Below are 14,058 nucleotides of genomic sequence, written 5' to 3' on the forward strand. Positions count from 1 at the left end.
GCACCGTCGCATGCCGCACGGCCGAGGTTGCGTGCCGCGACATCGGGAAAATGCCGATTAAAAAAATGGCGCGGTGCGGCAAAATCGATGATCGTGATTGACAGCCGTCGTGCGGGGGAGCAAGAATGCCCGGAGGCGGTCGATTGGCGACGGCCTTGCAGTACGTTCGCGCGACTGATACACAGCCTGCCTTTGTCACTCCATACGAGGGCACCGGTCACTCCATACGGGTATGGCAGACTCATCCAGAACCTCGCAGCAATCCAGCACTGGTGCTTCGTCAGGCGGTGATCCGGCCGGGGAGATCCGCCCCCTGTTCGACGGCTGGCTGAACGCATGGCGTCAGTTCGCGGACCCGGCCACTTGGCCGCAGCGGATGGCGGACATGCAGCCGGCCGTGGTTGCACAGCCGGCGGCGCACGATGCAGATGAACGCGCGCGTGGCGCGAAGGGTGGCAAGGGCCGCGCCGATCCGCCATACGGCGGCGCAACGGCCGCGATGCCCATGGCTGGGCTGGCCACGCTGTTCGGTCCGGCATTGGCCAGTACGTTCGGTCCTGCTCTGACCGCGTCGCCGTTTGCGTTTGCGCTGCCCCATACCGTCGGCGAGCTGCCGAATGTGCCAGCCGCGTTGACAAACTCGTTTGCGTCGCTTGGTGCGGGGCCCAGCGTGAGATTTGATCCGCAGCGATTGCAAGCGCTGCAGCATGACTACCTGCACGAGTGCCAGACATTGATTGAGCGAGCGCTGAAATTCACGTCGGGCTTGGCAGACATCGGCGCGCTGCTTGAGCCGGGCGACCGCCGCTTCAGCGCCGACGAATGGAAGGCGACGCCGACCTGCGCGTTGGCGGCGGCGTGGTACCTGCTCAATTCGCGATACTTGAACAAGCTTGTGGATGCGCTGGAGGCGGAGGCGAGGACGCGCGAGCGGATCCGTTTCGTCGTCGAGCAGTGGGTCGCCGCGGCATCGCCGAGCAATTTTCTCGCGCTCAATCCGGAAGTGCAAAAAACGCTGCTTGACACCCAGGGAGAAAGCCTACGGCAGGGCATTGCAAACCTGTTGGCGGACCTGCAACGCGGCAAGATCTCGCAGACCGACGAATCGCGTTTCGTGGTCGGCAAGAACCTGGCGAGCACTGAAGGCTGGGTCGTGTTCGAGAACGAGTTGATCCAGCTGATCCAATACACGCCACGTACGCCGATGGTCCACGAGCGGCCGCTGCTGGTCGTGCCGCCGTGCATCAACAAATTCTACATTCTGGATCTGCAGCCGGACAATTCGCTGGTGCGCTACGCGCTCGACCAGGGCCACCCCGTGTTCCTGATCTCGTGGCGCAATGCGGATGCGTCGATTGCGCACAAGACGTGGGACGACTATATCGCCGACGGTGTGCTCGCGGCGATCGACGTCACACGCGACATCACCGGCCGTGAGCAGATCAATACCCTCGGCTTCTGCGTCGGCGGCACGCTGCTCGCGACGGCGCTGGCCGTGCGTGCCGCGCGCGGCCAGCGTCCGGCTGCGTCGATGACGCTGCTCACCGCGATGCTGGATTTCGGCGACACTGGCGTGCTCGATGTGTTCATCGATGAGGCGCACGTCGCGTTGCGCGAGCAAACGATTGGCGCAAAAGGAGGCGGCGCGCCAGGCCTGATGCGTGGCGTCGAGTTTGCGAACACGTTCTCTTTGCTGCGGCCGAACGACCTGGTATGGAACTACGTGGTCGATAATTACCTGAAGGGACGCACGCCGGCACCATTGGACCTGCTGCACTGGAACAGCGATTCGACGAACCTGCCGGGACCCATGTATGCGCGCTACCTGCGCGAGACGTATCTGGAGAACCGCTTGCGCGTGCCGGGCGGCGTGACGGTGTGCGGGGAGCCGGTGGATCTGACCCAGATCGACGTGCCCACGTTCATCTATGGATCAAGGGACGATCACATCGTGCCGTGGCGCAGCGCGTACGCATCGACGTCGCTGCTCTGCGGTCCACTCCAGTTCGTGCTCGGCGCATCTGGCCACATTGCGGGAGTGATCAATCCGCCGGCCAAGAACAAACGCAGCTATTGGGCGATCGAAGGGGAAACTCGCGTGTTGCCAAACGATCCCGAGCAATGGCTCCGGCAATCCACGCAGCGGCCCGGAAGCTGGTGGCCGGCATGGTCGGGGTGGCTAACGCGGTACGGCGGCAAACGGATCAAGGCGCGAGCGAAGGCCGGTAATGCGACATACCTGCCGATCGAACCCGCGCCGGGCCGTTATGTCCTCGTGCGCGACGTATGAACACGCCGCGCACGCAATCGGATGAGGCTTTTAAAAAGGAAAGCGAATGACTGACGTTGTGATCGTGTCCGCCGTCCGTACCGCGGTCGGCAAATTCGGTGGCTCGCTGGCACGCATTCCCGCGCCTGAGCTTGGCGCAACGGTGATCCGGGCGGCCCTGGAGCGGGCTGGCGTGAAGCCGGAACAGGTCAGCGACGTGGTCCTGGGGCAGGTGTTGACCGCCGGCTCCGGCCAAAATCCGGCGCGCCAGGCGCTGATCAAGGCCGGGCTGCCTACTGCCGTGCCGGCGATGACGATCAACAAGGTCTGCGGCTCCGGCCTGCAGGCGGTGATGCTGGCCGCTAACGCGGTGATCGCCGGCGACGCGCAGATCGTGGTCGCCGGTGGCCAAGAGAACATGAGCGCCGCGCCGCACGTGCTGCCCAGATCGCGCGACGGCTTCCGGATGGGGGATGTGAAGCTGATCGACAGCATGATCGTCGACGGCTTATGGGACGTCTACAACCAGTACCATATGGGTATCACCGCCGAAAACGTGGCACAGGAGTACGGCATTACGCGCGAGGCACAGGACCAGTTCGCTGCGCTGTCGCAGAACAAGGCCGAGGCCGCGCAGAAGGCCGGCCGCTTCGACGACGAGATCGTGCCGATCCATATCCCGCAGAAGCAGGGTGAGCCGGTGCACTTTGCGACCGACGAGTTTGTGCGCCACGGCGTGACAGCAGAATCGTTGGCCGGGCTTAAGCCGGCGTTTTCAAAGGAGGGCACGGTCACCGCGGCGAACGCATCGGGCATCAATGACGGTGCGGCGGCGCTTGTCGTAATGTCGGCGAAGAAAGCCGAGGCACTCGACTTGAAGCCGCTCGCCCGAATCAAGTCGTACGCGAGCGCGGGAGTGGACCCGAAGGTGATGGGCATGGGCCCGGTGCCCGCCTCGCGTCGCTGCCTGGAGCGCGCGGGCTGGTCGGTGGCCGATTTGGACCTGATGGAGATCAACGAGGCGTTTGCCGCGCAAGCGCTGGCGGTCCATCAGGAAATGGGCTGGGACGTGTCGAAGGTCAATGTGAATGGCGGCGCGATCGCCATCGGTCATCCGATCGGCGCGTCCGGTGCGCGTATCTTGGTCACCCTGTTGCATGAAATGCGCCGGCGCGACGTGAAGCGCGGTCTGGCGTCGTTGTGCATCGGTGGCGGCATGGGCGTCGCGCTTGCGGTCGAACGTGACTGAGCGGCATCGGCGCGAACGACAGAATCGATATCGGAGGACGTGACAGATGACACAGCGCATTGCATACGTAACGGGAGGCATGGGCGGCATCGGCACTGCAATCTGTCAGCGGTTGCACCGCGACGGATTTCGCGTGGTGGCCGGATGCGGCCCGAACTCGCCCCGTCGCACGAAATGGCTCGACAATCAGAAGGCATTGGGCTTCGAGTTCATCGCGTCCGAGGGCAATGTCGGCGATTGGAGTTCAACCAAAGCGGCGTTCGACAAAGTCAAGGCCGAAGTCGGTGATATCGACGTGCTGGTCAACAACGCGGGCATCACGCGTGACGTGGTGTTCCGCAAGATGACCGTCGAAGACTGGACCGCGGTGATTGACACGAACCTGACGAGCCTGTTCAACGTCACGAAGCAGGTCATCGACGGGATGGTCGAGCGCGGCTGGGGACGGGTGATCAATATTTCGTCGGTGAACGGCCAAAAAGGGCAGTTCGGGCAGACGAACTACTCGACGGCCAAGGCTGGCATCCATGGTTTCACGATGGCACTCGCGCAAGAGGTGGCCACCAGGGGCGTGACCGTCAATACTGTGTCGCCGGGCTACATCGGCACCGACATGGTCAAGGCGATTCGTCAAGACGTGCTCGAGAAAATCATCGCGACCATTCCTGTCAAGCGCCTCGGCGCGCCGGAGGAAATTGCATCGATTGTCTCGTGGCTCGCCTCGGACGAATCGGGCTTTGCGACAGGTGCGGACTTTTCCCTGAACGGTGGTCTGCATATGGGGTGATGCGTGTATGGCGCGCGCTACCCTACGCGCGCCGCGCAGGCATCGCAGAACAAGGGGCATGCCGTTCGTCGAGGATGGCACGTCCGCATTCGTCCTTGAAGGCGTGACATGACGACTACAAAGAAACCTGCCGAACGTCTGATCAAAAAATATCCGAACCGTCGGCTCTACGATACCGAGACGAGCACGTACATCACGTTGAGCGACGTGAAGCAGCTCGTGCTTGACCAGGAAGCGTTCAAGGTGGTCGACGCCAAGTCCAACGAGGACCTGACGCGCAGCATCTTGCTGCAGATCATCCTTGAAGAGGAAAGCGGCGGGGTGCCGATGTTCTCGTCGTCGATGTTGTCGCAGATCATTCGTTTCTATGGCCATGCAATGCAAGGCTTGATGGGAGCGTACCTGGAGAAAAATATCCAGGCATTCATCGACATCCAAAACAAATTTGCCGAGCAGTCGAAGGGACTGTATGACAACAATGCGCTGAACCCGGAAATCTGGTCGCAGTTCATGAATATGCAAGCGCCGATGATGCAAGGCATGATGACCAGCTACATCGAACAGTCGAAGAACATGTTCGTGCAGATGCAAGAGCAAATGCAGAACCAGGCCAAGACCCTGTTCAGCAGCTTTCCGTTCGGGCCGGGTGGCGGCACGTCATCGACCGGCGGCGATAAGAAATAGTCGGTGCCAGTGCGCCGGGTGGTGCTTCCGCACCGATTGCCCGCCACGTGTCCCGCTTTGCGTAGCACAGCCAGGGTGCGGCGGACAAAGACCGGATTCGTGTGCAGCATCTGCGCGATCGTCTCAGAGGCCACCGGTCGTTGCCGTCCAGGGCGTCGCCTCGCGGTCGCAGCGGTTAAGCGCAAACGTCAAGCGCAGCGGCTCGCCGTTGTCGCAGCGGAACTTGAAGCCTTCTGAGAGGGCGACTGTGTCCAGCACGGTAAAATGTTGCTTTGTCGGCGCACGGCGCTAGGAACCCTCACCAGTACGGTACATTAGTGAAAAGCCATCACAAAGCAAAGGTCAAGCCGGATTGCGCGCCCAAAGTCGGCATGGTCAGCCTCGGCTGCCCAAAGGCGCTTGTCGATTCTGAGCAGATCATCACGCAACTGCGCGCGGAAGGCTATCAGATCTGCGGTACCTATGACGGTGCCGATCTGGTCGTCGTCAATACGTGCGGCTTTATCGATGAGGCCGTGCAGGAAAGCCTTGATGCGATCGGTGAAGCATTGGCCGAGAATGGCAAGGTCATCGTCACCGGCTGCCTGGGTGCGAAAAAGAACGCGAGCGGCACGGGTCTGATCGAGCAGGTTCACCCGAAGGTACTCGCCGTGACCGGCCCGCATGCGCTCGGTGAAGTGATGCAAGCCGTCCATGCGCATCTGCCCAAGCCGCACGATCCGTTTGTCGATCTGGTGCCGGCGGCCGGCATCAAGCTCACGCCGAAACACTATGCGTATCTGAAGATCTCCGAGGGATGCAATCACCGCTGTACGTTTTGCATCATCCCGTCGATGCGTGGGGATCTCGTCTCGCGTCCGGTCGCGGAAGTCATGCTCGAAGCCGAAAACCTGTTCAAGTCCGGCGTCAAGGAACTGCTGGTGATCTCGCAGGACACGAGCGCATATGGCGTCGATGTGAAGTTCCGCACCGGCTTCTGGAACGGCCGCCCGCTGAGGACGCGAATGAACGAGCTTGCCGCGGCGCTCGGCGAACTGGCTGCCCAGTATGGCGCATGGGTGCGGCTCCACTATGTGTATCCGTATCCGAGCGTCGACGAAATCGTGCCGCTGATGGCCGACGGCCCGTATCGCGGCCACCTGCTGCCGTACCTAGACGTGCCGCTGCAACATGCCGATCCGGAGGTGCTCCGGCGGATGAAGCGGCCCGCGAACGCAGAAAAAACGCTGGAGCGCGTGCGGGCATGGCGCGAAGCGTGCCCGGACCTGACGATACGCAGCACGTTCATCGTTGGTTTTCCGGGAGAAACCGAAGCGCAGTTCGAGGTGTTGTTGGATTTTATCCGCGAGGCGCAACTGGACCGGGTCGGCTGTTTTGCCTATTCCCCTGTCGAAGGGGCCAGCGCGAACGAACTCGATGGGGCGCTACCGGACGACGTACGCGAGGCGAGGCGCGCGAGGTTCATGGCGGTCGCCGAGTCGGTCTCCGCCGAGCGCTTGAAGCGCAAGGTTGGCAAGACACTGAAGGTGCTGATCGACGAAGTCAACGCCGACGGGGGCATCGGGCGCTCGGCGGCGGACGCGCCAGAAATCGACGGCGTGGTCTACGTGTCGCCGGCCAGCAAGGCATCGCGGCGCTATAAGGTCGGCGATTTTGTCAACGTTAGCATCACCGGCGCGGACGGGCACGACCTGTGGGGCGACGTCTGAACACTAGTCATCCTCAGGCAGCGCCGGCTTGAAGCTGGGATTGATCGGCTTGTTCAGCGGCCCCTTGACCGGCAGCACCTTGACGACAGGTCCATGCTCGGTCTGTGTCGCGACAATATCGTATGAAATGTCCCCGGTGCATGTGCGCGCGATCCAGCGTTGCGGCTTACCGGGCGCCGGTGCTGCGTCGGACGGCTTTTCAATGTTCTGCACGCTGTCACAGCCGGAGCGCATCGACGCATCCAGCCGTACCATGTTATCCGCCGAGTGGCTCGCCGGCGCAAGGTCCGGCGCGGCGGGCTCGCGGTGCGTGAACGGGATTGACCATGAACTGCAGGCGGCGAGCACCGTGCTTGCCGAAACGATAGCGGAGATGCTTGCCGTGCGCTTGAAAACTGCCATTGCGATTCCTCGAAACAACGCCTGTACGGTCCCTGCCGCCGTGCGCGGCGGCAAAACCGGGATCATACCCGCTTGCGCCGATATACTGGTAACGCCACTTTTTTGACCCATGCCGATGAAGCCCATTGTTTATATTTCAATGACCTGCGTGATTCCGTTCGTGTTGTCGGCCTGCGGCGCGCCGCAGCCACGCAGCAACACCGCCGACGCGGATGCCGGCGCATCGCGGGCGGCCGTGCGCGCGCTGGCGCCGCCTGAATTCCCGCTCAAGCCCAATCCACAATACGCGGACTTTCCACTGTACACCGGCACGCTCGGTGCGCGGCCCATCGAAATGCGCTTAGGCGCGAAGTCCGATGACCCAACCGGCGTGCAGGGCGAGTACCGCTTCCTCGACGGTGCCGCTGGCGTCGTCCTCGTGGCCGGCGAGCTGGACAACGGCACGTTGCAGATCGAGGAGTCGGACGATGGCACGCATATTACGGGCAACTGGGTCGGCAAGGTGGCCGTGGACGGCAGCATCCAGGGCGAGCGGATGAATCCGGACGATTCCGAGCCGCAACCGTTCGAGTTGCAACCGTCTAACGCGGCCGCCCGCGGCGCGCGCGATCCGATCCATGGGGCCGTCATCGGCGCGCCGTCGCGCCACGTTGGTGGCATGTCGAATCTGACGACAGACCAATGAACCAGGAGGGTGAAACGATGACAGACGATTTCCCCGCCGCGCCCGCTGGCGCCGCGCGCGATCCGCAGACCGAATTGCTTCATCCCGTCACCCCTGTGCAGCCCGGCTTTGAATCGTTCTCGGTGCCGACCGCACGGGCATCGACGGTGATATTCCCGGACTTAGCGTCGATGCGCGCGCTGGACTGGCGCAGTGATGCGCAGTGGCGCTATGGCCTGCACGCGACGCCGACGTCGGTGGCCTTGCAGCAGCGCATCGCGGCGATCGAAGGCGGGCGTTATGCATTGCTGCAACCCTCCGGCCTATCTGCGATCTCGAATGTCTATTTTGCATTCGTGAAGGCGGGCGACGACGTGTTGGTTCCGGACAATGTTTATTCCCCCAATCGCGAGCATGGTGACTGGCTCGCGCAGGATTTCGGGATCACGGTCCGCTATTACGATCCAATGGTTGGCTCGGGAATGGCCGCGCTGTTACGGCCGAACACGAGGCTGATTTGGCTAGAGGCGCCCGGGTCCATAACGATGGAAGTGCCGGACGTACCCACCATCACGGCACTTGCGCGCGAGCGCGGCATCGTGACGGCGCTCGACAATACCTATTCGGCTGGCCTCGTGTTCAAGCCGTTCGAGCATGGGGTCGACATCTCGGTGCAAGCGCTGACCAAGTACCAGTCCGGCGGCAGCGACGTGCTGATGGGCGCGACGATCACGGCGGACCACGACTTGTACCTGGCGATGAAGCGAGCCCGGATGCGCGTCGGCCTTGGCGTGTCGGCCGACGATTGCTCGCTGGTGCTGCGCGGATTGCCGTCGATGCAAGTGCGTTACCGTGCGCACGAGCGCAGCGCATTGGCGATCGCCGGGTGGCTGAAGCGCCGCCCGGAGGTCGCTGCGGTACTGCATCCGGCATTTGAAGACTGCCCGGGCCACGCATATTGGAAGCGGGATTTCACCGGTGCGGGAGGATTGTTCTCGGTGGTGTTCGATCCATGCTACACGAGCGCGCAGATTGACGCATTCGTCGAGGGGCTCGAGCTATTCGCGCTCGGCTGGAGCTGGGGTGGCGCGCACAGTATCGCGATGCCGTATGACATTGCGGCGATGCGTACCGCCGGTACGTGGCCGCATCGTGGCGTGCTGGTACGTTTCTATATCGGCCTGGAGCACGAGGCCGACTTGCGCGCCGACATTGAGCGCAGCCTGACGCGGCACCTGCGATGACATATCGCGCGTCGGCGACATCGCGCTTGCCGGTCATGCCACCGCGTCAGTCGAACAGGCGCAGCAGGCCGTCGAGTCCGACGTGATCGAGGGCGCAGCTGGCGCGCTCACGCACCAGCGGCTTGGCGCGGAACGCGACTGACCAACCGGCCGCTGCCATCATCGGCACGTCATTCGAGCCGTCGCCGAGCGCGATCGCGCGTGATGGTTCGATGCCGAGTTGGGCACACGTGTCGAGCAACGTGCGCGCTTTCACGTCGCCATTGACGATTTCGCCGACCACGCGTCCGGTCAGCTTACCGTCGACGATCTCCAGCGTGTTCGCCCGTGTAAAATCGAGCCTGAGCCGAGACTTCAAGCGCTCAGTGAAGAACGTAAAGCCGCCTGACACCAGCAGGGTTCGCAGACCGGCGGCACGCGCGCCGTCGAGCATGGCTTGCGCGCCGGGCGACAGGCGCAAGCGCTGCTCGTACACGTTCGCAAGCACATTGGCGTCCAGGCCAGCGAGCAGACCGACGCGTCGCACCAGGCTCTCGTTGAAATCCGTGATCTCGCCGCGCATCGCCGCCTCGGTGATGGCTGCCACCTGCGCCTTTAAACCGCAAAAGTCGGCGATCTCGTCGATGCACTCAATCGTGATCAGCGTCGAATCCATATCCATTGCGACAAGGCCAAAATCCGCGAGCCGGCGCAGTGGAACATACGCATAGTCGAGCTGGTGCGTGCGACAGTATGCGGCGATATCGGCGCGTTGCGACGGACTCGCCTCGCGCACGCGCAGCGCGTGTGCATCGAGGCGCTCGGCATGCGTGCCGCCCGCCAACGCGGTCAGCAGTCGCAGATGGTCATCGGACAGCGGCGCGGCGCTTTGGATCACTAGATTCATCGTTCTACAGGTGTCGGTCGTCGAGGTGGATCGGTGGCGATCCGGGCCGCGTGCGTCGCGGAAAAAGCGGCTATTGTAGCTGCTCGCTGGAGGCGGCGGCATGGCCATCCGTCATGGCATGCGCGAGGCGCGCTACACTGGCAAATACAGGATTCGTGTATAGCAAGGAGGCAATAACATGATGTCAAGCCGTTCGCGCACCCGATACCGCGCAGCGATCCGCCGTGTCGCGGCGCGGCTAGGACCGTTGATGCTGCCCATGGCGCTCGCCGCCGTGCCGGTGAACGCCGCGGCGCAGCTGCAACCTTTGCCCGAGGCGTCTGCGCCGCGGGTGAAGTACACCGTCAAGGTGACGTCGAAAACGTACGGCAATGCGGAGCAAACGCGCATTGTCCGCTCCGGACAGATCGATGACTACACGTGGCGCATGCCCGCCCCCGGAGCACCAGCTTCGGTGCCGCCGCGTTGCCCCGGCGCATCCGGCGTGCCGGTCGACGCCACTGGCGCGCCAATCCGGCAAATCCAACTCAGGCTCGCCCCGATCGTTAAGAACCATATGGCGAGCCTGCAGCTGTACTTCAGCGGCCGTGCGGTGCAGGGCACCTCGACCGTGACGGTCGATGGCAAGCCGTTGGCCTGTCCCAAAACAGTGTCATTCAGCCAAGTCACCCGGTTATCGTTGCCGATCAATGGCAAGACCAAGACGTTGACGTTGTCGGACGGCACGCAATTGTCGCTGTCCGCCCAGTACTAGTGGCGCGGGCAGTCGTGGGCGCCCCGCCTTGCCGCGGCCCACGGCGGCTGCGGTGAGGTGTCGGCTGGCGGCCACCGCCAGATCGTGATGCCTAGATCGAGGTAGGTGACTTCATGCGTCCGCTGCTGGCTCATCGCCGGCTATCGGTGTGGGCCCGTGCAACGCGTCGGCGTTCAGCATCCCGCCGGCGTTCAGTGTCCAGCGCACCATGAAGCCCACGCGAGCGGGTTGTGCGCCGTCATGTGACTCAGACGTAGGCGCACGCCACGGCGCCGTGTCGAACCATCCGGTAACCAGGGTCACGACTGCCCAGCATGGCGATCGAGATGCTGCACTGGCCACCGCGCTGCGTGCCGGCTCGGCCGCGCGTTGGCTGGCCTCTGCCGCGAGCGCTGGGGTGGTAAAATGACAGGCTTTTCCCGAATCCCGCTTTGAGGACGTCCCCGTGCTGTCTACCGCGAACATTACGATGCAATTCGGGCCCAAGCCCTTGTTCGAAAACATCTCCGTTAAATTCGGCGAGGGCAACCGCTATGGGTTGATCGGAGCGAATGGCTGCGGCAAATCGACGTTCATGAAGATCCTCGGCGGCGACCTGGAGCCGAGTGCTGGCACGGTCATGCTCGAGCCGAACGTACGGCTGGGTAAGCTGCGGCAGGACCAGTTCGCCTACGAGGACATGCGCGTGCTCGACGTCGTAATGATGGGCCATACCGAGATGTGGCAGGCGATGAGCGAGCGCGACGCGATCTATGCGAATCCGGACGCGACCGATGACGACTACATGCGCGCCGCGGAACTCGAAGCGAAGTTCGCCGAGTACGATGGCTACACGGCTGAGGCGCGCGCCGGTGAGCTGCTGCTGGGCATCGGCATCGCGATCGAGGACCACAACGGGCCGATGAGCAACATTGCGCCGGGCTGGAAGCTGCGTGTGCTGCTGGCGCAGGCGCTGTTCTCCGACCCAGACGTGCTGCTGCTGGACGAGCCGACGAACAATCTGGACATCAATTCGATCCGCTGGCTCGAGAACGTCCTGAACGAGCGGGATTCGACGATGATCATCATCTCGCACGATCGGCACTTCTTGAACCAAGTCTGCACGCACATGGCAGACATGGACTTTGGCACGCTGAAGATTTACCCGGGCAACTACGACGATTACATGCTTGCGTCGGCGCAGGCGCGCGAGCGGCAAGCCGCCGCGAACGCGAAGGCCAAGGAGCGCATCGCGGATCTGCAGGACTTCGTGCGCCGCTTCTCTGCGAACAAGTCCAAGGCTCGCCAGGCGACGAGCCGGCTCAAACAAATCGACAAGATCAAGATCGAGGGATTCAAGCCGTCGTCGCGGCAGAATCCATTCATCCGCTTCGAGTTCGACAAGAAGCTGCACAACATCGCAGTGCTTGCCGAGCAGATCACGAAGCAATATGACCGGACAATCTTCCAGAACCTGGACCTGTCCGTGCAGCCGGGCGAGAAGATCGCCATCGTTGGCGAGAATGGCGCCGGCAAGACCACGTTGCTGCGCGCGTTGTTCGGCAACCTGCCGCTGGATCATGGGCACGTGAAGTGGGCTGAGAACGCGAATGTCGGCTACATGCCGCAGGACACGTCCGAGGCCTTTCCGGACGACGTGACGTTGACCGAGTGGATTGACCCGTTCCGTCAGGAGGGCGACGACGAGACGATGGTGCGCGGCACGCTCGGGCGCCTGCTGTTTTCTGGTGACGACGTGAAGAAGTCCGTCAAGGTGCTCTCTGGCGGCGAAAAAGGGCGGATGCTGTGGGGCAAGCTGATGCTCGGGCGGCACAACGTGTTGCTGATGGACGAGCCGACGAACCACATGGACATGGAGTCGATCGAGTCGCTGCAGATCGCGCTCGAGAGATACGAAGGCACGCTGATCTTCGTGTCGCACGACCGTGAATTCGTCAACGGCCTGGCGGACCGAATCATCGAGGTCCGCCCGGACGGCAGGATCGTCGACTTCAGTGGCCGCTACGACGAGTTCCTTGCCAGTCAAGGGCTCGAATGAGCGTAGACGCGGCGCACTGGAGACGGCCCACTGTCGCCGTACTGGCGACCGGTGGCACGATCGCCGGCGAGGCGGCCGACGCGGCCCGGACCGTCGGCTACACGGCCGGCGTGGTTGGCGTGGACCGGCTGCTGGCCGCCGTGCCGGCGCTAGGCCGCGTTGCAGCGATCCGTGCGGAGCAGGTTGCCAACATCGACAGCAAGGACATCGACGAGGCGCTATGGATCACGCTGGCGCGCCGTGTCAATGCATTGCTCGCGCAGGACGACATCGACGGACTCGTGATCGCGCATGGCACCGATACGCTGGAGGAAACGGCGTATTGGCTGCACTTGACCGTGACGAGCGCGAAACCGGTCGTGCTAACTGCGGCAATGCGGCCGTTTACCGCATTGTCGGCCGATGGCTCGCTGAACCTGCTCAATGCAGTGACGCTCGCCGCCCGTCCAGATGCGGCAGCGCGCGGCGTGCTAGTTGCGTTTGCGAACCGGATCCATAGCGCACGTGACATCACGAAGGTCAGCACGTATGCGGTCGACGCATTCGCGTCGCCGGAAAGCGGCGTACTGGGCTGGGTGCAGGATGGGCGGGTTGAATTCCAGCGGCGCGTGACGCGCGCGCATACGATTGAATCGGTGTTCAAGCTCGAGGCCATCGATACGCAGCACGCGCTGCCGGCGGTCCAGATCATCGTCAGTCATGCTGGCGTGTCGCGGGTGGTTGTCGATGCGCTGGTTGACGCCGGCGTGCGCGGCATCGTCGTCGCTGGAACCGGCAATGGGTCGATTCACGCGACGTTGCAGCAGGCACTGGCCGATGCGCGTGCGCGCGGCGTCGCGGTGGTGCGCTCGTCGCGCGTCGGCTCTGGGCACGTGATGCGCAACGGCGCTGCGCCGGATGACGCGCTGGGCCTGGTCAGCGCCGGCACGCTGAACCCGTACAAAGCACGTGTGCTGCTGATGCTCGCGCTCGCGCACGGCTGGAGCGAGCCTGCGATGCTGCAGAGCCTGTTCGACCAGTACTGATTGCTGGCACGGCGCTGCGCTCATCGGCTGTGGCGCGCGATCTCATGTGCAGGCCTACTGATCGTCTATCCGGTGCGGGCGGTGTGTGGCTGCTGTCGCTGTTGCTGTTCTACGTTCGCGTATCGATGATGATTGGCCGGCCATTGCGGTACTTTGGCGAAGTTCTGCCCGGGCATGCGCGACATGCGTTCGGGTCTGGCTTAACCGGTTCGGCCAGCACAGGCGCAATGCATGCAGCCATGCAGCTAGACGAAGCGAACCCAACGAATCGCCGGCCACGGCTGACGAATAGCCGCTCGCATCGGTGAAGCATGGGTTGCCGCTTGCGCTTCTTGCATAGCCGCCCT

General features: G+C 63.2%; 13 protein-coding genes. 10 read left to right on the forward strand and 3 right to left on the reverse strand.

Annotation, left to right across the window (positions count from 1 at the left end; genetic code table 11):
* Positions 1–304 precede the first annotated feature (304 nt).
* The 5 genes from phaC to rimO all read left to right on the forward strand — a co-directional run bounded on the left by phaC (position 305) and on the right by rimO (position 6,698).
* Positions 305–2,290 (forward strand): class I poly(R)-hydroxyalkanoic acid synthase, encoded by a 1,986-nt coding sequence (gene phaC, locus KPG66_RS06120; protein ID WP_442929417.1) that lies wholly within the window; start codon positions 305–307, stop codon positions 2,288–2,290.
* 46 nt (positions 2,291–2,336) lie between these two features.
* The gene (locus KPG66_RS06125; protein ID WP_237070273.1) at positions 2,337–3,518 is read left to right on the forward strand and encodes an acetyl-CoA C-acetyltransferase; all 1,182 of its coding nucleotides are present in this window, start codon (positions 2,337–2,339) and stop codon (positions 3,516–3,518) included.
* Between the two features lie 46 nt (positions 3,519–3,564).
* On the forward strand, positions 3,565–4,305 hold the full coding sequence (locus KPG66_RS06130) for a 3-ketoacyl-ACP reductase (RefSeq protein WP_013435123.1): 741 nt from the start codon (positions 3,565–3,567) through the stop codon (positions 4,303–4,305).
* A gap of 108 nt (positions 4,306–4,413) precedes the next feature.
* On the forward strand, positions 4,414–4,989 hold the full coding sequence (gene phaR, locus KPG66_RS06135; protein WP_013435124.1) for a polyhydroxyalkanoate synthesis repressor PhaR: 576 nt from the start codon (positions 4,414–4,416) through the stop codon (positions 4,987–4,989).
* Positions 4,990–5,360: 371 nt separating this feature from the next.
* On the forward strand, positions 5,361–6,698 hold the full coding sequence (gene rimO / locus KPG66_RS06145; RefSeq protein ID WP_237070327.1) for a 30S ribosomal protein S12 methylthiotransferase RimO: 1,338 nt from the start codon (positions 5,361–5,363) through the stop codon (positions 6,696–6,698).
* 3 nt (positions 6,699–6,701) lie between these two features.
* Here rimO and KPG66_RS06150 read toward each other — a convergent pair whose 3' ends face one another.
* Entirely contained in the window at positions 6,702–7,100 is a 399-nt protein-coding gene (locus tag KPG66_RS06150; protein ID WP_237070274.1) for a hypothetical protein, read from the reverse strand.
* Positions 7,101–7,215: 115 nt separating this feature from the next.
* Here KPG66_RS06150 and KPG66_RS06155 point away from each other — a divergent pair, with 115 nt between their 5' ends.
* Complete coding sequence (locus KPG66_RS06155) at positions 7,216–7,785, forward strand: hypothetical protein (RefSeq protein WP_422393293.1); 570 nt, start codon at positions 7,216–7,218, stop codon at positions 7,783–7,785.
* Between the two features lie 17 nt (positions 7,786–7,802).
* Entirely contained in the window at positions 7,803–9,008 is a 1,206-nt protein-coding gene (locus tag KPG66_RS06160; RefSeq protein ID WP_237070276.1) for a cystathionine beta-lyase, read from the forward strand.
* Between the two features lie 46 nt (positions 9,009–9,054).
* Here the strand turns inward: KPG66_RS06160 and serB are convergent, their stop codons facing one another.
* Positions 9,055–9,894, reverse strand: a complete 840-nt coding sequence (gene serB / locus KPG66_RS06165) for a phosphoserine phosphatase SerB (RefSeq protein WP_041753431.1) — start codon at positions 9,892–9,894, stop codon at positions 9,055–9,057.
* Between the two features lie 178 nt (positions 9,895–10,072).
* Here serB and KPG66_RS06170 point away from each other — a divergent pair, with 178 nt between their 5' ends.
* Positions 10,073–10,648, forward strand: coding sequence for a DUF6013 family protein (locus KPG66_RS06170; protein WP_237070277.1), 576 nt, complete (start codon positions 10,073–10,075; stop codon positions 10,646–10,648).
* A gap of 111 nt (positions 10,649–10,759) precedes the next feature.
* On the opposite strand, the gene KPG66_RS06175 is transcribed toward KPG66_RS06170, so the two are convergent.
* Positions 10,760–10,951, reverse strand: a complete 192-nt coding sequence (locus tag KPG66_RS06175; protein WP_237070278.1) for a hypothetical protein — start codon at positions 10,949–10,951, stop codon at positions 10,760–10,762.
* Between the two features lie 142 nt (positions 10,952–11,093).
* Here KPG66_RS06175 and KPG66_RS06180 point away from each other — a divergent pair, with 142 nt between their 5' ends.
* Positions 11,094–12,686 carry an ABC-F family ATPase gene (locus KPG66_RS06180; RefSeq protein ID WP_237070279.1) on the forward strand — a complete coding sequence of 531 codons (1,593 nt, stop codon included), beginning with the start codon at positions 11,094–11,096 and terminating at the stop codon, positions 12,684–12,686.
* On the forward strand, positions 12,683–13,711 hold the full coding sequence (locus tag KPG66_RS06185; RefSeq protein ID WP_237070280.1) for an asparaginase: 1,029 nt from the start codon (positions 12,683–12,685) through the stop codon (positions 13,709–13,711). The genes KPG66_RS06180 and KPG66_RS06185 overlap by 4 nt, the downstream gene beginning before the upstream one ends.
* The last annotated feature ends 347 nt before the right edge of the window (positions 13,712–14,058 follow it).

It is taken from the genome of Mycetohabitans sp. B2 (assembly GCF_021733735.1).
Lineage (GTDB): Bacteria > Pseudomonadota > Gammaproteobacteria > Burkholderiales > Burkholderiaceae > Mycetohabitans > Mycetohabitans rhizoxinica.